The following is a 21,950-nucleotide window of genomic DNA, read 5'->3' on the forward strand; positions in this document are numbered from 1 at the left end:
TTGTTCATCAACATACACGTTATTGCCGGATCACAATGGCATTGGTATTCAGTGCCTGCTTGATTTTTGCCGCAGCGGCTTCGGCCTGCTGACGGCTGCTATATGGCCCCAGGCGCACGCGATAAGTTCCGGCATTATACCAATTCTCAACCTGAACGTTGTCTGCCAGCTTTTGCTGTTGCAGCGTTTCCACCAGGCGATCGCCATTGGCCTTGAGGGAGAAGGCTCCCACTTGAACATAATCGCCAGACACTGCCTGGTTGACAGCGGGTTCGTTCATGGCGTTGGTGCTGGTGGGCGCATTGCGCTCTGCAGGAGGTGCAGGCAATGGCTTGGCACTCTGCTGTGCAGGTGGTGCACTTTGCGGCAGCGGTATCACCTTGCCGTTGGCATCCAGGGCTTCAACATCCACAATGCCGCTGCCTTTCTCTATCAGGCGTAGTTTGTAAGCGGCGGCATAAGAGAGATCAATCAGTCTGTCGTCGTGAAATGGGCCGCGGTCATTGATGCGGACGACCACGGAGCGACCATTTTCAGGGTTGGTGACGCGGACATAGCTAGGGAGAGGCAATATGGTATGCGCGCCTGTCATGCCATACATGTCGTAAATTTCACCGCTGGAGGTTTTTTGCCCGTGATAACGCTTGCCATACCAGGAAGCCACGCCGCGTTGTTTGTATGGGCTGTGCTCGGTCATGGGGGTGTAGCGGTGGCCTAGTGCGCTGTAAGGCCGGTTGGCACGGGGCAAAGGTGTTTCTGCGCGTGGCACTGCATCAGGAATGTTGTCGATATCGCCAGGCGGGTTATCGCCCGGACCGTCATCCAGATAATAGCCTCCTTTTTTTGAAGGGGCTTTCTGGGTACTGGGGGGTTGCGCCTTGCCAGTTTCAGGTTTGACAGCCGTGCCGCCGCCACAGGCGACCAGTAGCACACTCAGGATAGCGGGTAAAACGTAACGAGCTGAATTCATGGATGTGATGCAAAATGCAGAAAGCGCATTTTGCGTTTCTCCTTTCATGTCATGAGGTGACGAGTTTCTTGTGGGTGTGAATACTCATCAAAATACCAAATCCCACCAACAGGGTCACCAATGAGGTGCCGCCGTAGCTGATCAGGGGTAATGGAACACCTACCACCGGCAAAATGCCGCTGACCATGCCTATGTTAACAAACACATAGGTAAAGAAAGTCAGTGTGATGCTGCCAGCCAGCAGGCGACTGAAGGTGTTTTGTGCCTGCGCGGCAATCACCAGCCCACGCGCAATGATGAGGGTGAATAGCATCAGCAGCAACAGATTGCCGAGCAAGCCGAACTCCTCGCCGAACACGGCAAAGATGAAGTCGGTGGTACGCTCAGGCAGAAAGTCCAGTTGGGATTGTGTGCCATTGAGCCAGCCTTTGCCCGCCAGCCCGCCAGAGCCTAATGCAATGCTGGCCTGTATGGTGTGGTAGCCTGCGCCAAGCGGATCTTGGTAGGGGTCAAACAGGATTTCAATCCGCTTGCGCTGATAATCATGCAGCATGCTCCAGAGTATGGGCGCCATCACGCCAAAACTGACCGCAGCGCCAATAAGAAGGCGCCAGCTCAGGCCTGCCAGGAACAATACATAAAAACCGGATGCGCAAATCATGAGTGAGGTCCCAAGGTCTGGTTGCTTCATGATAAGCCCGACCGGGACTGCCAGTAATATGGCGCCTATCAGGTGGTCCTTCATGGCAGGCATGGAGTCACGGCGTGAGAAGTACCATGCCAGTAACATGGGCATGGCAATTTTCAGCAATTCGGAAGGCTGGATCTTGGCCACGCCGATATGCAGCCAGCGACGTGCGCCATGGCTGATTTCACCAAACAGCGCTACACCAACCAGTAACAGCACACCTATGATATAGGCGGGTAATGCAATGCGCTCCAGGTGTTTGGGCGGTACATTGGCGGCTAGCCACATCAGGCTCAGGGCAACCGTGATGTTGATGAGTTGGGAGATAATCTTGTCCATGCTTTGCCCGGAAGCGCTGTAAAGCACACACAGGGCCACCAGAATGGTCACGATGAGGCTGCCCATCAGGAAGCCATCGATATGCCGGACGACACGCTTGAGCAGCTTATTCAACATGGACATGTTCTTCCGTAGTCTGTGGGCTCTCAGCGCTGGGCGCTTCGATGGGTGGTTGCGTGGGTTTGGGTTCCTTGCCCAGCAAGTAATAATCCATGACGCGGCGGGCGATCGGGCCTGCGGTAGAGCCACCATGCTTGCCGTTTTCCACGATGACCGCAATCGCTATCTTGGGGTCTTCAGCGGGCGCGTAGGTAATAAACAAGGCATGATCCAGGTGGCGTTCAGCAACCTTGCTTTCGTTGTATTTCTCGTTCTGCTTGATGCCGATCACTTGTGCTGTTCCGGTCTTGGACGCCATCAGGTATTCAGCATCTGCTCCCAGTCGTGCTGCCGTGCCGCCTGGTAGCGTGACATCCATCATGCCTTGTTTGACCAGCTCCACGTTCTTTGGGTTAAGCGCGATCTGGTCAGCGACGACCAGCGGCACCGCGTGTATGCGGCCGCCCTTGTTTTCCTGAATGCTGCTCACCAGATGGGGCCGCATGGCTTTGCCATTGTTGGCAAGAATGGCCGTGGCTTGCGCCAGCTGCATAGGGGTGACCAGCGTGTAGCCCTGGCCGATACCGACAATCACGGTTTCCCCGGGATACCACTTCTGCTTGAAACGGCGCCCTTTCCATTCCGGAGTGGGCAGCAAGCCACCCATTTCGCCTTTAAGGTCTATGCCTGAGGGTTTGCCAAAGCCGAAATGACGCACAAAGGCCGCCAGTTTTTCAATACCAAGCTCAACTGCCAGGCCATAGAAGAAGGTATCACAGGAGACCGCAATCGCTCGGCGAATATCCACCATGCCATGCCCGCCTGCTTTCCAGTCACGGTAGCGATGTGTATTGCCGGGTAGGGTGAAATAACCGGGATCGCTGATGCTGAAAGGGGGCGCGCGCTTGCCTGCTTCCAGTCCTGCCAGCGCAACAAAAGGCTTGAAAGTGGAGCCGGGTGGATAAATGCCCCGCAGCGGGCGATTGATCAAGGGCTTGTCCAGTGATTCATTCAGTTCTTTCCAGCTTTCGCTGTCTATGCCATCAACAAACAAGTTGGGGTCGAAATTAGGTTTGCTGACGTAAGCCAGCACCTCTCCCGTGCTGGGCTCAATCGCGACCAGCGCGCCGCGGTAATTGCCAAAGGCCTCTTCGGCTATATGTTGCAGCTTGCTGTCTATGGAGAGAATCAGGTTATTGCCCGGAGTCGGGGGGGTGCTCGATAGCACGCGGACAGCGTGGCCGCCAGCATCAATTTCCACCTGCTGGAAGCCGGTGATGCCGTGTAACTGTGACTCATAATATTGTTCCAGTCCGCTTTTGCCAATATGGTCTGAGCCTTTGTAATTGGAAAGATCGCCCGACTCTTTCAACTGCTCCAGATCGCGGTCATTGATACGCCCGATATAGCCCACCAGGTGAGAGCCTAGTTCTCCTTGCGGGTATTGGCGAAACAGGCGCGAGTGGATTTCCACCCCAGGGAAACGATAGCGGTTGACCGCGATTTTGGCGGCCTCTTCCTCGTTCAGGTGGATGCGGATAGGCACGCTCTCAAAGCTGTGAGTCTGCGAGCGTAATTTCTTGAAACGCTTGCGGTCTATATTGCTCACCTCGATCAGCTTGGCCAGCTCATCAATGGTTTCCTCGACATTGTGTTCCACTTTGGCCGGGGTTATTTCCAGTGTGTAGACAAAGGAATTCTGGGCCAACACCACGCCGTTGCGATCCATGATCAGGCCGCGATTGGGCACAATAGGCACCAGCGAGATGCGGTTGTTCTCCGCCATGGTCTGGAAGTAGTCGTACTTCGAGAACTGCAGGAACACGAAGCGACTGGCCAGGATGCCAAAGCAGACCAAGACCAGAGCGGCACCAGTCGCCAGTCGGATACGAAAGTCGTACTGTTCTTTTTTGTAGTTCTTGAGTTCTGAGCGCGGGTTCATCACTGGCGGGTTATCTCGGCTGACTGCCAGTCTCAGGCTTTATTGGAGCGGCCATCAATATTGATGCGCGAGAAAATGACAAACTGCCACAGCAGGATGCCGCTGATGCTGGGAAAGAAATATTCCCAGCCCGGAATCTCGCCACCAGAGAACAACTTGAGGATCAACACGATGATCTGGGTGAAGACCAGCAGCAGGAAAACGTAGCCTGCCTGCTGCCATATATTGAACAGTGCCAGACGCCGTTGGTAGGACACGGCAAAAAATGCGGTCAAGGCGAATGCCAGCGCATATTGACCAAACAGTCCGCCCGTAATCAGGTCTACCACCAGTCCAGCAAACCAAGCAGTACCAATATTACATAAATGCGGTGCGCGTAATGCCCAGTAGAGCAAGGTTAGGAGAATGAACTCTGGCCGTATCACCAGGCCTACCCCAGACCATGGCAGCATCTGCAGCAGCAATGCGACTCCGAGGGAGAAATAAACAGGTTTCAGGCTATTGGTTCGCATGACGCTTCGCCGGGGCGACTTTCTTGGTACGAGTGGCTGCTGGACTTTCCATAGCGTTATTGCTGAGCGGACGTTCAGTCTTGGGGATGCTGACCAGCAGCAACTGCCTGTGCTTTTCTATGCCTGCCAGCGGTTTACACACGATATGGGCAAACGGGGAGTCAGGTGTCGTATCCATCAACACGACCTCTGCGACTGCCAGGCCAGGCGGATATACGCCATCAATTCCTGAGGTAATCAGTTTGTCGCCCTTGCGAATATCTACATTGGCAGGTAACGATGGCAGCATCATGGTGGAGTCTCGGCCTTGACCAAAGGCAATCGCACGCAGGCCGTTGCGTTCGACCTGTACGGGTACCGCCAGATCTTTGTCGGTGACCAGCGTGACTTCGCTGCTGAATGGATAGACGCGAGTGACCTGGCCAACCACCCCTGTTTCATCAATCGCAGCCTGACCGGCGATAATGCCTTGGCGCGTGCCTAAATTGACCACGACCTTGTGCGAAAAAGGGTCGCGCCCCATGTGCAGTATTTCTGCCAGCCGTGCCGGTTGGTTAGAGCTCTGGGCTGCCCCTAGCAAGTTGCGCAAACGCTCATTTTCTGTTTCCAGTGCCCGAAAACGTTGCAATTCGGCAGCGTGTTCCAGGGATTGTGTTTTTAGCTGGATATTTTCCTTCACTACCGTGGATTGGGTGTGCAGGTACTCACCGGTATTCTCGGCGAGGCTCAGCGGCGCATTGGCAATCACTTGCAATGGGTGTAGCAGCGCGATGAAACCTTGACGTACTTCCACCAGGTAATGCAGCCTGGCATCGGTGGCGATCAGCACGAGTGACAGTACGGCAAAGAAAAACAGCCGAGCAGTGGCACTCGGGCCACGGATGAAAAATCCACTATGGTGTTGATGTTCTAAGGCGCGTGCCATCAGGCGCTTTTCCTGCCGCGTGTGTCGGTCAATTCGCTAGTGGCCATTGGGATAATGAAAAAACCGGCCGATAAAAAACAGGCCATTGTGACATGGCCTGTGTTAAAGCAATTGTGTCTGTGTTTATTCGTAGGCAAACACATTGCCCAGTTTGTCCATTTCTTCCAGCGCGCGACCACAGCCTCTCGCAACACAGCTCAATGGGTCTTCAGCCACGATCACAGGCAGACCGGTTTCTTCCAGTAGCAAGCGATCAAGATCACGTAGCAATGCGCCGCCGCCAGTCAGTACCATGCCTTTTTCGGCAATATCGGCACCTAGCTCAGGGGGAGTTTGTTCCAGTGCAGACTTCACTGCCCCGACGATAGCATTCAGCGGCTCTGTCAGTGCTTCGAGAATTTCATTGCTGGAGATGGTGAATTTGCGTGGCAGGCCTTCAGCCAGATTACGGCCGGTGACTTCCATTTCCAGGACTTCTGAACCTGGGAATGCGGAGCCGATCTGTTTCTTGATCAACTCAGCAGTGGGCTCGGAAATCTGCATGCCGTAGTTACGGCGGATATAGTCGATAATGGCCTGGTCAAATTTGTCGCCACCTACGCGCTCTGACTTGGCATAGACGATACCGCCCAGGGAGATCACGCCTACTTCTGTGGTGCCGCCACCAATATCGACCACCATGGAGCCGGTGGCCTCTGCAACCGGGAGGTTGGCGCCAATTGCGGCTGCCATTGGTTCTTCAATCAGGTAAACCTGTCTTGCACCCGCCATCTCGGCAGATTCCTTGATCGCACGGCGTTCCACTTGAGTAGAACCTACCGGGACACAGATGATGATGCGAGGGTTGGGGCTGAACAAGCGAGATTCGTGAATCTTGCGGATAAAATACTTGAGCATCTGCTCGGTGATCGTGAAGTCAGCAATCACGCCGTCCTTCATCGGGCGGATTGCCGTGATGTTAGCTGGTGCGCGGCCCAGCATGCGCTTGGCTTCAAGGCCAACTGCCAGCAGGGTTTTCTTGCCTGTGGGGCCGCCTTCCTGGCGGATTGCAACTACAGATGGCTCGTCTAGGACAATACCCTTGCCACGGACATAGATGAGGGTGTTTGCGGTGCCAAGGTCGATGGCAAGATCGTTGGAAAAATAACTATTTAAAAGACCGAACATTGTTTGTATCCTGAGCGAGCTGCCGCAGGTCATGCAGGCATGAGTTCGCGGCTGAAGATGTGCGTAAAATCAAGTTATAATACCCGATATCTCATAGAAATTTAAGATTTGGATTGATAAATGTCACTGAGTACAACTGACGTGAAACGGATTGCCCATCTGGCACGCATCGCAGTCAGCGAGGCTGAAGCCGAACAGACCTTGCAAAAGCTTTCCGGCATTCTCGGTCTGATCGAGCAGATGCAGGCTGTAGACACCACCGGTATTGCCCCCATGTCGCATTCGCAGGATGTTACACAACGCCTGCGTACCGATGTGGTGACCGAATCAAACCAGCGCGAGCTGCTGCAGTCCATTGCCCCGGCAGTGGAAAATGGTCTCTACCTTGTTCCCAAAGTTATCGAATAGTTTCCCTGGATCATGATAAATAAAAGCCTCAAACAGCTGGCCGCCATGCTTGCCAGCAAGGATATTTCCAGCGTTGAACTGACGCAGGAATATTTAAACCGCATCGATCGCTACAATCCTGAGATCAATGCCTATATTGCACTGGATCAGGAGAAAACCCTGGCACAGGCTACTGCCGCCGACCAGATGCTGGCGCAGGGCAAGGCTTCTGCGCTGACGGGCATTCCGATTGCGCAGAAAGATATTTTCTGTGCCAAGGGCTGGCAGACTACCTGTGGCTCCAAAATGCTGGAGAATTTCATCGCGCCTTATGACGCGGGTGTTATTGAACGTTTCAATGCAGTAGGTTCAGTCAATCTGGGCAAGACCAATATGGATGAGTTTGCCATGGGTTCTTCCAATGAGACATCTTATTACGGCAAGGTGCAGAATCCCTGGGATCGTAGTCGTGTGCCGGGTGGCAGCTCCGGTGGCAGTGCTGCTGCGGTGGCGGCGCGCCTCTGTGCGGCGGCCACTGGTACCGATACTGGTGGGTCCATCCGTCAGCCTGCTTCCCTCTGTGGTTTGTCTGGCCTCAAGCCTACCTATGGCCTTGCTTCACGCTATGGCATGATTGCCTTTGCATCCAGCCTGGACCAGGCAGGCCCCATGGCCAAGTCCTGTGAAGACATGGCGCTGATGATGAATGTGATGACGGGCTTTGACGAACGTGACTCCACCAGTCTCAACCGTGAGAAAGAGGACTACGCGCGCGATCTGGGCAAGCCATTGGCTGGCCTCAGGGTTGGCTTGCCAAAAGAATATTTTGCCGAAGGCCTGGAAGCAGGCGTTGCCAAGGTGATTGAAGCAGCCATAGACGAATATCGTCAATTGGGTGCTGAAATCGTCGATATCAGCCTGCCCAACACCATGCTTTCCATCCCGGTCTACTACGTGCTGGCACCAGCTGAAGCATCCAGCAACCTCTCACGCTATGACGGTGTGCGTTTTGGTCATCGTGCTGCAGAGTATGACGATCTGATGGAGATGTATTGCAAGAGCCGTGCTGAAGGTTTTGGCGCTGAAGTGAAACGCCGTATCCTGATTGGCACTTATGTCTTGAGCGCTGGTTACTATGATGCTTATTACCTCAAGGCACAGCAGATCCGTCGTCTGATTGCACAGGATTTTGAGCGTGCTTTCGAGCAGTGCGACATCATCCTCGGCCCTACCGCACCTTCCACCGCTTTCAAGGCAGGTGAAAAAGCCGATGATCCGGTTGCCATGTATTTGCAGGATATCTACACCATTGCCGTTAATCTGGCAGGTTTGCCCGGCATGAGCATCCCCGCTGGATTTGCTCCTGCCGACGATGGCAAAGAGTTGCCGGTGGGCTTGCAGATCATAGGCAATTATTTTGATGAAGCACGCATGCTCAATGCCGGGCATGCCTATCAACAGGTCACTGATTGGCATACCCGCATGCCTGAAGGAGTTACATCATGAGCGATTGGGAAGTCGTCATCGGGCTGGAAACCCATACCCAGCTCAACACTAAATCCAAGATTTTCTCTGGCAGCAGTATTGCCTTTGGTGCAGAGCCAAACACCCAGGCGAATGTGGTGGATATTGCTATGCCGGGTGTGTTGCCTGTGCTGAACAAGGAAGCCGTGCGTTGTGCCATCCGTTTTGGCTTGGCGGTGGATGCTGAAATTGCCTCGCGTTCGGTGTTTGCGCGCAAGAATTATTTTTATCCTGATTTGCCCAAGGGCTACCAGATCAGCCAATACGAGCTGCCGGTGGTGGGCAAGGGTGCTCTCACCATCCAGGTGGGGGAGCAGGAAAAAACCATACGCATTACCCGTGCGCACCTTGAGGAAGATGCAGGCAAGTCTATGCATGGCGCTAGTCCTGGCCAATCAGGCATCGACTTGAACCGTGCCGGTACGCCTTTGCTGGAAATCGTGACCGAACCAGACATGCGCTCTGCTGCAGAGGCTGTGGCCTATGCGCGCAAACTGCATGATCTGGTGCAATGGATCAATATCTGTGACGGTAACATGCAGGAAGGCAGCTTCCGCTGTGACGTCAATGTGTCCGTGCGGCGCAAGGGTGATGAGAAGCTGGGTACGCGTCGCGAAATCAAGAACCTCAACTCCTTCCGCTTTATGCAGCAGGCGATTGAGTATGAAACTCGCTGGCAGATAGAAACACTGGAAGATGGCGGCAAGATAGAGCAGGCTACGGTGCTGTTCAACCCCGATACGGGTGAGACCCGTGCCATGCGGAGCAAGGAAGAGGCCAATGATTACCGCTACTTCCCTGATCCGGATTTGTTGCCGCTGGCCATTTCAGCAGAAGAAATTGAATCGATCAGAAGCGAAATGCCTGAACTTCCAGCCGCGATGAAGTCTCGCTTTGAAGAGGCTTACAGCTTGTCTGCTTATGATGCCTCTGCGCTTACGGCTTCACGCAATGTGGCTGATTACTTCACTGCCACTTTGCAGGCTTTTGGTGGAGAAGCCAAGCTGGCGGCAAACTGGGTGATGGGGGGTGTCAGTGCCAAGTTGAATGAAGAAGACAAGAATATTGCTGACTCGCCAGTATCACCTGAATTGCTTGCCGGTTTAATCAAGCGCATTGCCGATAACACCATTTCCAGCAAGATGGCCAAGGAAGTATTTGAGGCGATGTGGGCCGGGGAAGGAACTGCGGACCAGATTATCGACAAGAAGGGCCTGAAGCAGGTCACCGACAGCGGGGCGATCGAGACCATTGTTGATGAAGTGCTGGCAGCTAATCCGGCCATGGTTGAGGAATTCAAGGCGGGTAAGGAAAAAGCTTTCAATGCGTTGGTGGGCCAGGCCATGAAGGCTTCCAAGGGCAAAGCCAATCCAGCCCAGGTCAACGAGATTCTCAAGCGCAAGCTGGGAAGCTAGTTGGTTTTTTGCGGGTGTTGCTGACTGGGGCTCTCTGCGCCAGCCGGTACCCCGGTTTTCAGCTCGGTAAAACGTCGCCTGTCATTGTCAAAACGCTGACGGGTGGCGTCCATGTGCTGTTTTCTTTCCACCATCTGCTCATCAATCTTGCCGATCTCCAGGGTAGCATCCTTGATATCCTTGTTCAGATCGGCAGACACTGGTTTGTTGCGCTTACCCAGATCGGCTGCTGATTGCTTGAGTCCTTGCAGGCGGGTGGTGGCACCGAGTTTCCTTTGCTCCAGACCTTCCAGCATGACTTGGTCCATTTGTAGATTGCGGTCACGTGCGAGATCGATTTCCTGTTCAGATGAATAGACAGACTGAAGGGTGCGGTCCCGACGACTTTGTTCGGTTTCCTTGTTGGCGGGTAGCTCGTTATTGGTGGACTTGTCTGCCTGCTCACGTTGTGGCATGCCCCGTGAATTGATATTGGTGCTGGGTTTGCCTGCATATTGCGGTGGAATGGTATCGCCATAATGCGTGACGCCATTTTCATCTACCCACTTGATGATCTTGCCAGCGGGCTTGTTTTCAGCCGCGCATAAGAGGCTGCTGGTGATGGCCAGCGCGAAGGCAAGAGTGAATAGGTGGAGCGAACGATGCATGACTTCTCCCGTAGCGGTCATTCGATGTATTGTTAACATTTTTTTACGAATTCTGCGCCAACTCGCCCCAAGGCTGCAAGCCGTTTTCACAGGCTGTCTACTGCTTGGCGCACGGCCTGCCATTGTGCCAGTTTGATCGCGCGCGGAATCGAGGCGTTGGCAGGGCTGGTCGAAGGTAGTTTTTTATATTGCAAGGTGGCAGGGATACGTTGTTTTTTTAGAACATGGCGTTGATAAGCCTGTTCTGCCTTGCTGCCATTGAAAAATACATATTGGAGATTGGGATGGGCGCTGAAAAACAGCGTGAAATCATTGGCGATAATACTTGCCTCTTCAATATCCCCATCCAGACTACTACTGCGAAAACATTCCTGTAAAACATCCCACACCGCAACTTGATGCATGATTAATTGCGAGCGTCTTTGTTCATAAGGCAGGGATGGGAGGATGCCAAACAGCTCTCCCATAAAGGGCCAGAACAGGTTTTGCGGATGTGCGTAATACTGCTGCTGTTCGAGTGAAAGCTTGCCTGGCATTGAGCCCAGAATGAGCACCCGGCAGCCTGGATCTGCTACCGGCGTAAAGCTGTGAACTATTGCCATGCCATCTGAATGTGTTTATTTAAACGCCGTAACTGGCGCGATAAGCCGCGATAGCTGGCTTGAACTCGGCCAGCTCCGCGCTGTTTTCCAGGAATTGGATCAGATCATGAAGGTTGGCGATACTGACCACTGGAAGCTGGTGTTGCTCCTGCACTTCCTGCACTGCAGACAGTGCCCCGAGGCCGCGCTCTTGCCTATCCAGGGCAATTGCGACACCGCAGGGGGTAGCGCCACTAGCTTTGATCAGGTTGACGGATTCACGCACTGAGGTACCGGCGGAAATGACATCATCCACGATGAGCACCCGGCCTTGCAGCGGTGCGCCGACGATGGTGCCACCCTCGCCGTGATCCTTGGCTTCCTTGCGATTGAAGGCAAATGGAATGTTGTGACCCTGCCTGGCCAAGGCAATCACAATGCTGGCTGCCAAGGTGATACCTTTGTAGGCAGGACCAAATAACATGTCAAATTGCACGCCAGAGCGGATAATGGCGGCAGCATAGAACTCACCCAGCTTCATCAGGCTTTCACCATCGTAGAATAAGCCGGCATTAAAGAAATATGGGCTGAGGCGACCTGCCTTGGTTTTGAACTCACCAAAACGTAATACCTGTTTTTGGATGGCGAATTGGATAAAATCTTGCGTGGAATCTGACATGGCGAGAAAAGAAAGGTAAATGTGTTGCGTATTATATCCGCGAATTTGAATGGCATCCGCTCTGCAAGCAATAAGGGCTTCTATCCCTGGCTGCAGAAACAGGAAGCCGATATTGTCTGTATGCAGGAATTGAAAGCCCAGGAAGCAGACATGACCGCCGAAATGCTGCAGCCAGAAGGCTATTACGGCTACTTTCATTATGCCGAGAAGAAAGGCTACAGCGGCGTCGGTATTTATTCGCGTCAAAAGGCAGATGCCGTGATTGTTGGCTTGGGGATTGTGGATATCGACAGCGAAGGACGTTACCTCGAAGCGCGTTTTGGCAATCTTAGCGTGGTCTCGCTTTATCTGCCTTCAGGCTCAAGTGGTGAAGAGCGCCAGGCATTCAAGTTCAGCGTTATGGAAAGATTTATGCCGCATCTGGAATCGTTGATCCGGGATGGGCGTGAAGTAGTGATTTGCGGAGACTGGAATATTGCGCACCAGGAGGCGGATCTGAAGAACTATAAAGGCAATCGCAAGAACTCTGGTTTTCTGCCAGAAGAGCGTGCCTGGTTGACTGATTTATTTGGCCGTGTCGGCTGGGTCGACGTGTATCGCTTGCTGCATCCTGATACCACGGATGCCTGTTACACTTGGTGGAGCAATCGCGGCCAGGCTTGGGCCAAGAACGTGGGCTGGCGGATTGATTACCAGATTGCCACCCCTGGTTTTGCATCGCAGGCCGTGGCAGCCACGATCTATAAGGATGAGCGCTTTAGCGATCATGCGCCATTGACCGTAGATTACCAATCTACACAGCAGGATCTATAAATGATAAAGCAGGGCTGGGTGGAAACCCTCAAGGCGATTGTAAGCGGCCGCATGCTGGTGGCCCTGATGATGGGATTTTCTTCAGGACTGCCTCTATTGCTCACCGGGTCTACCTTGCAAGCCTGGCTCAAGGATTCCGGTGCCGATCTCACCCTGATCGGGGCTGCCGCCTTGATTGGCCTGCCTTACACGCTGAAGTTCTTATGGGCACCATTGTTTGATCGGTACACCTTCCCTTTGCTTGGCAGGCGACGTGGTTGGCTGGCAATGAGTCAGGTGGCACTGGTGCTGGCGCTGCTAGGTCTTAGTATCAGTGATCCTGCGAGTAATTTGTGGGGTGTTGCTTTGGCCGCGCTATTGGTGACATTTTTCTCTGCTTCGCAAGATATTGTGGTGGATGCCTATCGCCGTGAAAGCTTGACCGACCAGGAGTTGGGCCTGGGTGCTGCCATGTTCGTCAATGGCTACCGGGTAGGCATGTTGCTGGCAGGCGGCGGTGGCCTCATTCTCGCAGACCTGTTTTCATTTCCGCAGATGTACCAGCTGATGGCGATGTTCATGGGTATCAGTATCCTGGTTACCCTATTTTCACCTGAGCCTGTTGAAGCAAGAGGCAGTCCTCGTACCTTGCAGCAGGCTGTGATCGAGCCATTTATCGAGTTTTTCAAGCGGCCAGAGGCCATTTCCATCCTGACCTTTATTTTGCTTTACAAGCTGGGGGATACATTGGCCTCGGCCATCAATGTGCCGTTTTACCTGGATCTTGGTTTTAGCAAGAGTGAGATCGGGGCCATCGCCAAACTGTTTGGTTTCTGGGCCACGCTGATTGGTGGCACATTGGGCGGCATCTGGATCTTGCGGATAGGACTGTATCGTTCGCTCTGGATCTTTGGCTTTCTGCAAATGGCGTCCACATTTGGTTTTGTCTTGCTGGCGAATATTGGCTATAACCTGCCGATGCTGACGGGCGTGATTGCGGTGGAAAACTTTACTGGTGGCCTGGGGACGGCGGCGTTTGTCGGCTTCATGGGGGCAATGACGGATCGTCGCTTCACCGCCACCCAATATGCATTGCTTTCCAGCCTGATGGGAGTGCCGCGCGTGATTCTGTCTACCCCGACTGGCTGGATGGTGGGGCAAATGGGCTGGTCTACCTTTTTTATCCTGTGCACGGTGCTGGCCATCCCTGGCTTGTTCATGATACGCCGCTTCCGTGGCTGGGAACGCAATGCCTGAGCTAAGCCTAGTGGCGGCCTTTCTGGTTGGCTTGCTCGGTGGTGGCCATTGTGCGGGAATGTGTGGAGGTATCGTCGGGGCAGTTAGCCTGAGCATGCCAGGCAGCAAACCCAGACTATCACTGCTGTTGGGATATAACCTGGGACGTATTGGCAGTTATACCTTGGCGGGGGTGGTAGCTGGTGCACTGGGTGCCACCAGCTTTTTCCTGCAGCAAGTGATCCCCATTGAAAAAATCCTCTATGCCGTGGCGAATATCATGCTGATTGTCCTGGGCTTGTATCTGGCGGGAATCTGGCACGGCGTGGTCTATCTGGAGCGCCTGGGCAGCAGGTTTTGGAAAATGCTACAACCGCTGGGCAAGAATTGGTTGCCAGTGCGATCCTTACCGCAGGCGTTGATGCTCGGAGCGATTTGGGGCTGGTTGCCCTGCGGCCTGGTTTACAGCGTATTGGTCGCTGCGATTGCGACAGCCGATCCTCTGCATGGTGGTTTGCTCATGCTGGCGTTTGGTCTGGGTACTTTGCCAACGTTGTTGGTGATGGGTTTGGCAGCACTCAGGCTTAAACAGTTTTTGCAGAATATCTGGATACGCCGTGTAAGTGGAGTAGTAGTAGTGTTATTTGGCTTGATCGGCCTGTTACAGCTTTATTGAGTTCAGTAGGTAATCGGCCAGGCCTGTTCAAAGCGATAAATGGCGAGGCTGCCCAGCAGGTTGGGCATGAAGTTGACCGTATTGCCTTCGTTGATGATGATGCGGTCAGTGATGCGTATGCCCATCTTGTCGCATAGTGACTCAAAGTCGTCTATGGTGCATAGATGCAGGTTGGGGGTGTTGTACCATTGATGGGGCAGGCGGTCTGAGACCGGCATGTGGCCTGCCATCAACTGGATGCGGTGGCGCCAGTAGCCAAAATTCGGGAAGGTGATGATGCCCTGTTTACCAACGCGCAGCATTTCGCGCAATACGCCCTCGGTGTTAACCATGGCTTGCAAGGTTTGCGACAGGATGACGTAGTCGAAAGACAGGGAGTCGAATCCTGCCAGTCCAGCCTCCAGGTCCATCTGGATCACACTGATGCCATTGCTGATGCAGTCCAGCAGATTGGTATCATCATTTTCCACGCCATAGGCTTTGATTTCTAGCTTGTCACGCAGGTAGCCAAGTAAGGCACCGTCGCCGCAACCTAAATCAAGTACCTTGGACTTGGGTTGTATCCAATTTGCAATTAAAGCAAAATCATGGCGCTGTTCTGCGGCCCGTGCAAATTTTGTGCTCATGCGCTAGCTCCGGTACTGATGTTGTTGATATAGGCGCGCAGTATCTGGTGATAATGAGCATCCGGCATCAGAAAAGCATCATGGCCATGGGCCGCCGTGACCTCGGCATAGCTGACGGATAGCTCGTTATCCAGCAGAGCTTTGACGATTTCCTTGGAACGTGCGGGTGAAAAGCGCCAGTCGCTGGTGAAGGACACCACCAGGAATTTGGCTTTTGCCTTGGCGAGTGCCAGCGAAAGATCGCCGTGATAGGTAAATGCCGGATCAAAGTAGTCCAGTGCCTTGGTCATGCGCAAGTAACTGTTGGCATCGAAAGCTGTAGCAAATTTGTCACCCTGATAGCGTAGATAGGACTCCATTTCAAATTCGACGTCAAAGTTGTATTTGAAATTACCGTCTCGCAGCTTGCGGCCAAATTTTGCGCCCATGGCATCATCTGAAAGGTAGGTGATATGGCCCAGCATGCGGGCAATACGCAAGCCTCGGCGCGGTACGGTTTCTTTTTCGTAATAGTCACCATCATAAAATTCAGGATCCGTCATGATGGCCTGGCGGGCGACCTCGTTGAACGCCAGATTCTGTGCTGTCAGGTTGGGAGCGGAAGCAATCACCAGGGCATGACGTACGCGGTCCGGATAAGCCAGTGTCCATTGCAAGGCTTGCATGCCACCCAGGCTACCCCCCACCACGGCAGCCAATTGCTCGATACCGAGATGGTCGGCAAGGCCTGCCTGTGAGGCCACCCAGTCTTCTACCGTTAACATGGGAAACTTGGAGCCCCAGGGTTTGCCTGTTGCCGGGTTGATGCTCGCGGGGCCGGTGCTGCCATGGCAACCGCCCAGATTGTTCAGGGCGATGACAAAAAAGCGGTTGGTATCCAGTGGTTTTCCGGGACCGATGAGGTTATCCCACCAGCCCGGATGCTTGTCTGTGTCGGCATGTTTGCCGGCAGCATGATGGTTGCCAGACAGGGCATGGCAAATCAGCACAGCGTTGGATTTGCTGCTGTTCAATGTCCCGTAGGTTTCATAGACGATATCGAATTGCGGCAATATCTCGCCGCTCTTGAGCGTCAAAGGGTCTTTGAAGTGCGCAGTTTGCGGGGCAACTAAGCCTACGGATGGAGAATCTTGCATGGGGGCGATTATACTATGCCTGATGCAAGGCGATAATTCTTCTCAACAGACTGCATGGATGGAGAGCAATATGACGGGTAATCTGGCTGCCTACCAGGGCATTGCTCCGAGCGTGGGGGAAGGGGTTTACATTCATCCCTCTGCCACGGTAATTGGCGATGTAGTGCTGGGTGATGATGCCTCAATCTGGCCTGCGACCGTGATACGTGGCGATGTGAATCATATCCGGATTGGGCATGGCAGCAATATCCAGGATGGTTCCATCCTGCATGTCAGTCATCGGTCCAGCTGGGAGCCACAGGGTTGCCCCTTATTGATCGGCAATCACGTCACAGTGGGACACAAGGTCATACTGCACGGATGCACCCTTGAGGATGAGTGCCTGATCGGTATGGGCAGCATCGTCATGGATAAAGTGGTGGTGCAGAAGCATGTGTTGCTGGGAGCTGGCAGTCTGGTACCTGAAGGCAAGGTGCTGGAAAGTGGTCATCTATATCTGGGTAGCCCGGCCCGCAAGGTGCGCGCACTGACCGAGCAGGAAATTGCCCACTTTATCTATTCAGCCAATCACTATATGCGCTTGAAGAGTCATTATCTGGGCTGAAATCCAGAGGGCGTTGTCTATGCCTGCGCAGGCGCATAAGCATATTGAGGATAGACACTATTGGCTCTATCACGTAAAGTTGAAGACATGAATATCAGGAATAATCTACCAAGCAAACGACTGTGGCGACCTGCCACAGTGCGACCCTTGCTCGTCTGAAGTTTCTTCTGGCAGCGCGGGCCTTGTCTCGAATGCTTGCCATCCTGATAAGGCCTCTTTTTAAGTCCTTATCAAAGTTCACAATGAATCAATTTTTCTCTGGTTTTTCCTTTACGCGCCAACATGTCTATGGCGTCATGTTCGCATTGCTGTCTGCCATCGGATTTTCTGCCAAGGCTATTTTCGTCAAGCTGGCCTATCTGGAAAGCGTGGATGCCATTACCTTGCTGGCATTGCGCATGGCTTTTGCTGTGCCTTTTTTTGTGCTGGCTATCTGGTTTGGAAGCCGCAATAGTCAGCGGGTACCCATGCAGCAAAGGGATTGGCTGGCGGTGCTGGTGCTGGGATTTATTGGTTATTATCTTGCCAGTTTCCTGGACTTTCTCGGCTTGCAATATATCAGCGCCGGTCTTGAGCGGCTCATCCTGTTTCTGTATCCGACCATGGTGGTGTTGATTTCCGCCATGGTGTTCCGGCAGCGCATAGGCAGAACCGTGATATTGGCGCTGTTATTGAGTTATGCGGGGATTGTGCTGGTGTTTCTACATGATTTTAACGTGCAGCCAGAGGATGGAGTGCTCATGGGCAGTTCCCTGGTGTTTGCAAGTGCATTGGCGTATGCGGTCTATCTTGTGGGGGCTGGACATACGATTGCCAGGATAGGTGCGATGCGATTCACCGCCTATGCCATGACCGTGGCTTGCCTGGCGGCCTTGCTGCAGTTTGTGCTGACCCACTCTCTGGATGGCTTGATGGTGCAGTCCGGCCGCGTATATGGGTTAAGCCTGGCGATGGCGCTGTTTTCAACGGTGCTACCTGCTTTTGCACTAGCAGCCGCCATGCGCAGGATAGGTTCCATGCAAACCTCGCTGATTGGCGCTATTGGCCCGGTAGCGACTATTTATCTGGCGTACTGGTTTCTTGGTGAAACCTTGTCACTTATTCAGTTTGCTGGCTCAGTGCTGGTCTTGGCCGGAGTGTTGATGATCAGCTTGCGCCAGCAAAAGAACTAGCGTTTTTGGCCGATGGTGACACGACCATGGCCAGCCAGATCGGCGATAGTCTCTATGTGCTGGTATTGGTGCTGCTGCAATATCTCTGTGACTTGGCTAGCCTGATTGTAGCCGTGTTCCAGCATCAGCCATCCTTGCGGCTGGAGATGTTGATGGGCGGAGGCTGATATCTGGCGTATATCGTCCAGCCCATCGGCACCGGAAGCTAGCGCAGAATATGGCTCAAAGCGCAGGTCGCCCTGTTGCAGATGGATATCATCCTGCTCAATATAAGGTGGGTTGCTGACGATCAGGTCAAATGATTGATGGTCCAGCGCTGAAAACCAGTCGCTTTCTACAAAGCTGAGGTTATGAGCCTGGAGTCGGGTGCCATTGTGGTGGGCCAAGGTCAGTGCGGGAAGAGAGCGATCAACGGCAATGACGTTCGCATGGGGTCGCTCTAGCGCAATGCTGATGGCAATGGCACCACTGCCGGTGCCCAAGTCCAGCACCTGAAATTCTTTTGCCTGCGGAATTTTTTCTAATGCGGCTTCGACCAGGGTTTCAGTATCCGGGCGGGGAATCAGCGTATCTGGCGTGACTGTAAAATCACGTCCGTAAAATTCACGCTGGCCCAGGATGTGGGCGACGGGCTCACCTTGCATACGGCGCGCCAGCAAAGATTCAAAACGCTGGCGCATATCGTCTTCTATAGCGTCCTCACCATGCGCAATCAGCCATGCGGAGGATACGTCACCCAATGCATGGCGCAGCAGGGTACGCACCTCAATACGTGCTTCGGGCAGCTCCAGTTCTGATGTTTCCTGTAAACGATTGAGTGCGCAGGCGGCGAGATTACGTATTTTTGCCATGCTTATGCTGTCCCGCGATGGTGGCACCAGAGGATGGTGATGATCACAAGATTGGAACAGAACACGCCGACCGCAAGCCAGCTGAAGTGATCTATCATTTCCAGTATCTCAACCGGCAGATACAAGCCTGCACTGGCCATGCCCAAGACCAGTGCCCAGGATTTGTTTTTCCATAGCCCGTAGGCTTCCAGCAGTCGAATGGTGGAGTAGAACAGGGCGCCAAATGCAAGCGCAAGCACGCGCGGCTCAGTGAGCTTAGTGCTGAGTCCCAGCAGTATGCGTGGATACTTGCTGGCAGGGTTGAGGTGAAAGTGGGCGATGAGGGCTTCGACATTGGTTTGCCAGTGTGCACTCAGGTGCCGGAACAGGGCAAGGGCAGCAGTGAGGACCAGCAGGCCCTTTGCTGCTTCCAGCAGGGCAATGCTGCGCAGGCTGGTTTGTCTGCTGTTCATGCGCATCCGTGAAGTGATTTAGTTGTCTTCACCCAGCGTGGCAAGCAGATCTGCCTGATGTTCTGAGGCGAGGGTGTTGATCAGCTCGTCCATGTCACCTTCGGTGATGGCATCAATCTTGTATAGGGTCAGATTGATGCGGTGGTCAGTAATTCGGCCCTGTGGATAGTTATAGGTGCGGATGCGCTCGGAGCGATCACCGGAGCCAATCAGGCTGCGGCGTTCACTGGCTATCTTGCTTTGTTGCTCATTGACCTGTTTGGCCTTGATGCGCGCTACCAGCACTTGCATGGCTTGTGCCTTGTTGGCGTGTTGGCTGCGGCCATCCTGACACTCCACCACGATGCCAGTTGGGAAGTGGGTGATACGCACAGCCGAGTCGGTCTTGTTAATGTGCTGACCGCCGGCCCCTGATGCACGGAAAGTGTCGAGGCGGATATCTGCCGGATTGATCGTGATATCGCTGATTTCGTCGACTTCGGGCAGGATGGCAACTGTACAGGCGGAAGTATGAATGCGGCCCTGGGTTTCTGTGTCAGGAACGCGTTGTACTCGATGGCCACCGGACTCGAACTTGAGCTTGGAATACGCCCCAAAGCCTTCGATCTTGGCAATAATTTCCTTGTATCCGCCGATGTCGGACTCACTGGCGGATACGACTTCCACTCTCCAGCGCTGACGTTCTGCAAAACGGGAGTACATACGGAACAGGTCGCCAGCAAACAGCGCAGATTCGTCACCACCGGTACCTGCGCGGATTTCCAGGAAGATGTTGCGTTCATCATTGGGATCTTTGGGTAGTAGCAGCCTTTGCAGTTCTGCGGCAATGACTTCCAGCTTGTCCTTGCCGTTCTCGATTTCATCCTGAGCGAAGTCCTTCATCTCAGGATCAGCCAGCATGGCCTGGGCTTCCCTGATATCGGCTTCAGCTTGCTCGTAGGCGCGGAATTGTTCAACGATGGGGGTGATTTCGGCATGCTCACGCGTGATCTTGCGGTAGTTGTCCATGTCGCTGGTGGCATCTTCGCTGCTTAACAGGCGGTTCAGTTCATCTAGGCGCTCGCTCAGGGTGGCGAGTTTTTTTATCATTGAGGGTTTCATTGCTTCACATCGTCAAAACGGGAGTTAATGTTGAATCTGGTAGAGCTGGCGCAGCATGGCTTCAAGCTGATCCCTGTCTTCACCGGATGCAGTGTTCAGTGCGTGGCTGGGGCCGTGCAGTAGTTTATTGGTCAATGCGCTGCTGAGGGCCTCCATCACCAGTGCCGGATTTTCGCCGCGAGCGAGGAGTTTTTGTGCTTTTTCCAGCTCGGTCAGGCGGTAGTTTTCAGCCTGGTCGCGTAATGCCCGGATAGTGGGCACCGCACTACGGGTTTTCAGCCAGTGCATAAAGTTATCCACGCGAATATCAATAATGGCTTCAGCCTCTGCAGCAGCTTCCTGGCGGTTTTCCATGCCTTCCTGTACTACCTGGGCAAGATCGTCCACGGTGTAGAGGAAAACGTCATCCAGTTCGCTGGCTTCGGCCTCAATATCCCGAGGCACAGCCAGGTCGACCATGAACATGGGCTTGTGTTTGCGAATACGGATCGCCCGTTCCACCATGCCCAGACCCACAATTGGCAACTGACTGGCGGTAGAGGTGATGACAATATCGAATTCAGCCAGGCGATCAGGCAGATCCGCCAGCAACATGCTGTTGCCGCCTATTCTCAGAGCCAGATCCTCGCCGCGCTCCAGTGTGCGGTTTGCGACAGTGAGCGAAGCGGGGCGCTGTGCAGCAAAATACTCGGCACATAGTTCTATCATTTCACCCGCGCCGATAAACAGCACATGCTGGGAGGACAGGTCGCCGAAAATTCTCTGTGCCAGGCGGGTTGAAGCGGCAGCCAGAGAGACTGAATTGGCACCTATATTGGTATTGGTACGTACTTCCTTTGCGACTGAGAAGGTGCGCTGGAACAGTTTGTGTAATAGCGTTCCCAGGGTGCCGGCATTTTCAGCAATCCGCACTGCCTGTTTCATCTGTCCCAGGATCTGGGCTTCACCCAGCACCATGGAATCCAGGCCGGAAGCGACGCGGAAAGCGTGTTTGACCGCATCCTGCTGCGGCAGGGTGTACATATAAGGCTCTATCGCCTGTGGTTGCAATTGGTGGTAATGCGCCAGCCAATCCAGGGCTTTTTGTGGGTTATCTGTGTTGCAGTAAAGTTCGGTGCGATTGCAGGTGGAGAGGATTGCGGCTTCATTGATGCCAAATGAGTTGAGGTCACGCAAGGCATCGCCGAGATGCTCGTTCTGGAAGGCGACATTCTCACGTATGGAAATCGGTGCGGTCGTGTGATTCACGCCGACGGTAAATAAATGCATCCTGCAATTTTCCTGTATCGCGGCAACTTAAGCAACAATTTCAAGTCATTAAGCCGTTGATTCTGCATGGCAGGCCGCTATCATACTCCGTTTGCGCCAAAGCGTAAGCTTGGGGTTTAATCTTGCCAACTGAGCGGTGCCGCTATATAAATCCGATGTT

Annotated in this window: 23 protein-coding genes; 8 read left to right on the top strand and 15 right to left on the bottom strand. The window is 53.6% G+C overall.

What is annotated here, in order from left to right; genetic code table 11:
* Positions 1–19: 19 nt before the first annotated feature.
* From LG201_RS12230 to LG201_RS12255, 6 genes are all read right to left on the bottom strand, one after another.
* The gene (locus LG201_RS12230) at positions 20–970 is read right to left on the bottom strand and encodes a septal ring lytic transglycosylase RlpA family protein (RefSeq protein ID WP_226772483.1); all 951 of its coding nucleotides are present in this window, start codon (positions 968–970) and stop codon (positions 20–22) included.
* Between the two features lie 49 nt (positions 971–1,019).
* Positions 1,020–2,114 (bottom strand): rod shape-determining protein RodA, encoded by a 1,095-nt coding sequence (rodA, locus tag LG201_RS12235; protein WP_226772484.1) that lies wholly within the window; start codon positions 2,112–2,114, stop codon positions 1,020–1,022.
* Positions 2,104–4,038, bottom strand: a complete 1,935-nt coding sequence (mrdA, locus tag LG201_RS12240; RefSeq protein ID WP_226772485.1) for a penicillin-binding protein 2 — start codon at positions 4,036–4,038, stop codon at positions 2,104–2,106. The genes rodA and mrdA overlap by 11 nt, the downstream gene beginning before the upstream one ends.
* A gap of 32 nt (positions 4,039–4,070) precedes the next feature.
* The gene (mreD, locus tag LG201_RS12245) at positions 4,071–4,550 is read right to left on the bottom strand and encodes a rod shape-determining protein MreD (RefSeq protein WP_226772486.1); all 480 of its coding nucleotides are present in this window, start codon (positions 4,548–4,550) and stop codon (positions 4,071–4,073) included.
* Positions 4,537–5,475, bottom strand: a complete 939-nt coding sequence (mreC, locus tag LG201_RS12250; protein ID WP_226772487.1) for a rod shape-determining protein MreC — start codon at positions 5,473–5,475, stop codon at positions 4,537–4,539. The genes mreD and mreC overlap by 14 nt, the downstream gene beginning before the upstream one ends.
* A gap of 123 nt (positions 5,476–5,598) precedes the next feature.
* Positions 5,599–6,642, bottom strand: coding sequence for a rod shape-determining protein (locus LG201_RS12255; protein ID WP_226772488.1), 1,044 nt, complete (start codon positions 6,640–6,642; stop codon positions 5,599–5,601).
* 120 nt (positions 6,643–6,762) lie between these two features.
* On the opposite strand from LG201_RS12255, the gene gatC reads away from it, so the two are divergent.
* The 3 genes from gatC to gatB are packed head-to-tail and all read left to right on the top strand — an operon-like array spanning position 6,763 to position 9,968.
* A complete protein-coding gene (gatC, locus tag LG201_RS12260; protein WP_226772489.1) occupies positions 6,763–7,050 on the top strand; it encodes an Asp-tRNA(Asn)/Glu-tRNA(Gln) amidotransferase subunit GatC in 288 nt (95 codons plus the stop codon).
* A 12-nt stretch (positions 7,051–7,062) separates the two neighbouring features.
* Entirely contained in the window at positions 7,063–8,535 is a 1,473-nt protein-coding gene (gatA, locus tag LG201_RS12265) for an Asp-tRNA(Asn)/Glu-tRNA(Gln) amidotransferase subunit GatA (protein WP_226772490.1), read from the top strand.
* Complete coding sequence (gatB, locus tag LG201_RS12270) at positions 8,532–9,968, top strand: Asp-tRNA(Asn)/Glu-tRNA(Gln) amidotransferase subunit GatB (RefSeq protein WP_226772491.1); 1,437 nt, start codon at positions 8,532–8,534, stop codon at positions 9,966–9,968. The genes gatA and gatB overlap by 4 nt, the downstream gene beginning before the upstream one ends.
* Here gatB and LG201_RS12275 read toward each other — a convergent pair.
* From LG201_RS12275 to pyrE, 3 genes are all read right to left on the bottom strand, one after another.
* A complete protein-coding gene (locus LG201_RS12275) occupies positions 9,965–10,615 on the bottom strand; it encodes a DUF4124 domain-containing protein (protein WP_226772492.1) in 651 nt (216 codons plus the stop codon). The two genes, gatB and LG201_RS12275, sit on opposite strands and share 4 nt — an antisense overlap.
* 86 nt (positions 10,616–10,701) lie before the next feature.
* Complete coding sequence (locus tag LG201_RS12280) at positions 10,702–11,217, bottom strand: DNA-deoxyinosine glycosylase (RefSeq protein WP_226772493.1); 516 nt, start codon at positions 11,215–11,217, stop codon at positions 10,702–10,704.
* 19 nt (positions 11,218–11,236) lie between these two features.
* Positions 11,237–11,875: an orotate phosphoribosyltransferase gene (gene pyrE / locus LG201_RS12285; protein ID WP_226772494.1), complete on the bottom strand. Its 639-nt coding sequence runs from the start codon at positions 11,873–11,875 to the stop codon at positions 11,237–11,239.
* A 24-nt stretch (positions 11,876–11,899) separates the two neighbouring features.
* Here pyrE and LG201_RS12290 point away from each other — a divergent pair, with 24 nt between their 5' ends.
* The 3 genes from LG201_RS12290 to LG201_RS12300 are packed head-to-tail and all read left to right on the top strand — an operon-like array spanning position 11,900 to position 14,579.
* Complete coding sequence (locus tag LG201_RS12290; RefSeq protein ID WP_226772495.1) at positions 11,900–12,688, top strand: exodeoxyribonuclease III; 789 nt, start codon at positions 11,900–11,902, stop codon at positions 12,686–12,688.
* Positions 12,689–13,924 (top strand): AmpG family muropeptide MFS transporter, encoded by a 1,236-nt coding sequence (locus tag LG201_RS12295; protein WP_226772496.1) that lies wholly within the window; start codon positions 12,689–12,691, stop codon positions 13,922–13,924.
* Entirely contained in the window at positions 13,917–14,579 is a 663-nt protein-coding gene (locus LG201_RS12300) for a sulfite exporter TauE/SafE family protein (protein ID WP_226772497.1), read from the top strand. The genes LG201_RS12295 and LG201_RS12300 overlap by 8 nt, the downstream gene beginning before the upstream one ends.
* Positions 14,580–14,581: 2 nt before the next feature.
* Here the strand turns inward: LG201_RS12300 and metW are convergent, their stop codons facing one another.
* Entirely contained in the window at positions 14,582–15,205 is a 624-nt protein-coding gene (metW, locus tag LG201_RS12305; RefSeq protein WP_226772498.1) for a methionine biosynthesis protein MetW, read from the bottom strand.
* On the bottom strand, positions 15,202–16,341 hold the full coding sequence (metX, locus tag LG201_RS12310) for a homoserine O-succinyltransferase MetX (RefSeq protein WP_226772499.1): 1,140 nt from the start codon (positions 16,339–16,341) through the stop codon (positions 15,202–15,204). Before metX ends, metW begins: the two co-directional genes overlap by 4 nt.
* Positions 16,342–16,411: 70 nt before the next feature.
* On the opposite strand from metX, the gene LG201_RS12315 reads away from it, so the two are divergent.
* Both LG201_RS12315 and LG201_RS12320 read left to right on the top strand, forming a co-directional pair.
* Entirely contained in the window at positions 16,412–16,945 is a 534-nt protein-coding gene (locus LG201_RS12315) for a gamma carbonic anhydrase family protein (RefSeq protein WP_226772890.1), read from the top strand.
* Positions 16,946–17,187: 242 nt separating this feature from the next.
* Entirely contained in the window at positions 17,188–18,117 is a 930-nt protein-coding gene (locus tag LG201_RS12320) for a DMT family transporter (protein WP_226772500.1), read from the top strand.
* On the opposite strand, the gene prmC is transcribed toward LG201_RS12320, so the two are convergent.
* From prmC to hemA, 4 genes are read right to left on the bottom strand one after another with little or no spacing between them, the layout of a single operon-like run.
* Positions 18,114–18,968 carry a peptide chain release factor N(5)-glutamine methyltransferase gene (gene prmC, locus LG201_RS12325; protein ID WP_226772501.1) on the bottom strand — a complete coding sequence of 285 codons (855 nt, stop codon included), beginning with the start codon at positions 18,966–18,968 and terminating at the stop codon, positions 18,114–18,116. The genes LG201_RS12320 and prmC overlap by 4 nt on opposite strands.
* A gap of 2 nt (positions 18,969–18,970) precedes the next feature.
* The gene (locus tag LG201_RS12330) at positions 18,971–19,420 is read right to left on the bottom strand and encodes a DUF2127 domain-containing protein (protein ID WP_226772502.1); all 450 of its coding nucleotides are present in this window, start codon (positions 19,418–19,420) and stop codon (positions 18,971–18,973) included.
* An 18-nt stretch (positions 19,421–19,438) separates the two neighbouring features.
* The gene (gene prfA, locus LG201_RS12335; protein WP_226772503.1) at positions 19,439–20,521 is read right to left on the bottom strand and encodes a peptide chain release factor 1; all 1,083 of its coding nucleotides are present in this window, start codon (positions 20,519–20,521) and stop codon (positions 19,439–19,441) included.
* Positions 20,522–20,545: 24 nt separating this feature from the next.
* On the bottom strand, positions 20,546–21,790 hold the full coding sequence (gene hemA / locus LG201_RS12340; RefSeq protein WP_226772504.1) for a glutamyl-tRNA reductase: 1,245 nt from the start codon (positions 21,788–21,790) through the stop codon (positions 20,546–20,548).
* Between the last annotated feature and the right edge of the window lie 160 nt (positions 21,791–21,950).

Source organism: Methylobacillus gramineus, from assembly GCF_020532675.1.
GTDB lineage: Bacteria > Pseudomonadota > Gammaproteobacteria > Burkholderiales > Methylophilaceae > Methylobacillus > Methylobacillus gramineus.

Coding starts and splice junctions, on each gene's coding strand:
- LG201_RS12230 (WP_226772483.1), bottom strand. CDS start 970: ATGAATTCAGCTCGTTACGTTTTACCCGCTATCCTGAGTGTGCTACTG.
- rodA (WP_226772484.1), bottom strand. CDS start 2,114: ATGTTGAATAAGCTGCTCAAGCGTGTCGTCCGGCATATCGATGGCTTC.
- mrdA (WP_226772485.1), bottom strand. CDS start 4,038: ATGAACCCGCGCTCAGAACTCAAGAACTACAAAAAAGAACAGTACGAC.
- mreD (WP_226772486.1), bottom strand. CDS start 4,550: ATGCGAACCAATAGCCTGAAACCTGTTTATTTCTCCCTCGGAGTCGCA.
- mreC (WP_226772487.1), bottom strand. CDS start 5,475: ATGGCACGCGCCTTAGAACATCAACACCATAGTGGATTTTTCATCCGT.
- LG201_RS12255 (WP_226772488.1), bottom strand. CDS start 6,642: ATGTTCGGTCTTTTAAATAGTTATTTTTCCAACGATCTTGCCATCGAC.
- gatC (WP_226772489.1), top strand. CDS start 6,763: ATGTCACTGAGTACAACTGACGTGAAACGGATTGCCCATCTGGCACGC.
- gatA (WP_226772490.1), top strand. CDS start 7,063: ATGATAAATAAAAGCCTCAAACAGCTGGCCGCCATGCTTGCCAGCAAG.
- gatB (WP_226772491.1), top strand. CDS start 8,532: ATGAGCGATTGGGAAGTCGTCATCGGGCTGGAAACCCATACCCAGCTC.
- LG201_RS12275 (WP_226772492.1), bottom strand. CDS start 10,615: ATGCATCGTTCGCTCCACCTATTCACTCTTGCCTTCGCGCTGGCCATC.
- LG201_RS12280 (WP_226772493.1), bottom strand. CDS start 11,217: ATGGCAATAGTTCACAGCTTTACGCCGGTAGCAGATCCAGGCTGCCGG.
- pyrE (WP_226772494.1), bottom strand. CDS start 11,875: ATGTCAGATTCCACGCAAGATTTTATCCAATTCGCCATCCAAAAACAG.
- LG201_RS12295 (WP_226772496.1), top strand. CDS start 12,689: ATGATAAAGCAGGGCTGGGTGGAAACCCTCAAGGCGATTGTAAGCGGC.
- LG201_RS12300 (WP_226772497.1), top strand. CDS start 13,917: ATGCCTGAGCTAAGCCTAGTGGCGGCCTTTCTGGTTGGCTTGCTCGGT.
- metW (WP_226772498.1), bottom strand. CDS start 15,205: ATGAGCACAAAATTTGCACGGGCCGCAGAACAGCGCCATGATTTTGCT.
- metX (WP_226772499.1), bottom strand. CDS start 16,341: ATGCAAGATTCTCCATCCGTAGGCTTAGTTGCCCCGCAAACTGCGCAC.
- LG201_RS12315 (WP_226772890.1), top strand. CDS start 16,412: ATGACGGGTAATCTGGCTGCCTACCAGGGCATTGCTCCGAGCGTGGGG.
- LG201_RS12320 (WP_226772500.1), top strand. CDS start 17,188: ATGAATCAATTTTTCTCTGGTTTTTCCTTTACGCGCCAACATGTCTAT.
- prmC (WP_226772501.1), bottom strand. CDS start 18,968: ATGGCAAAAATACGTAATCTCGCCGCCTGCGCACTCAATCGTTTACAG.
- LG201_RS12330 (WP_226772502.1), bottom strand. CDS start 19,420: ATGAACAGCAGACAAACCAGCCTGCGCAGCATTGCCCTGCTGGAAGCA.
- prfA (WP_226772503.1), bottom strand. CDS start 20,521: ATGAAACCCTCAATGATAAAAAAACTCGCCACCCTGAGCGAGCGCCTA.
- hemA (WP_226772504.1), bottom strand. CDS start 21,790: ATGCATTTATTTACCGTCGGCGTGAATCACACGACCGCACCGATTTCC.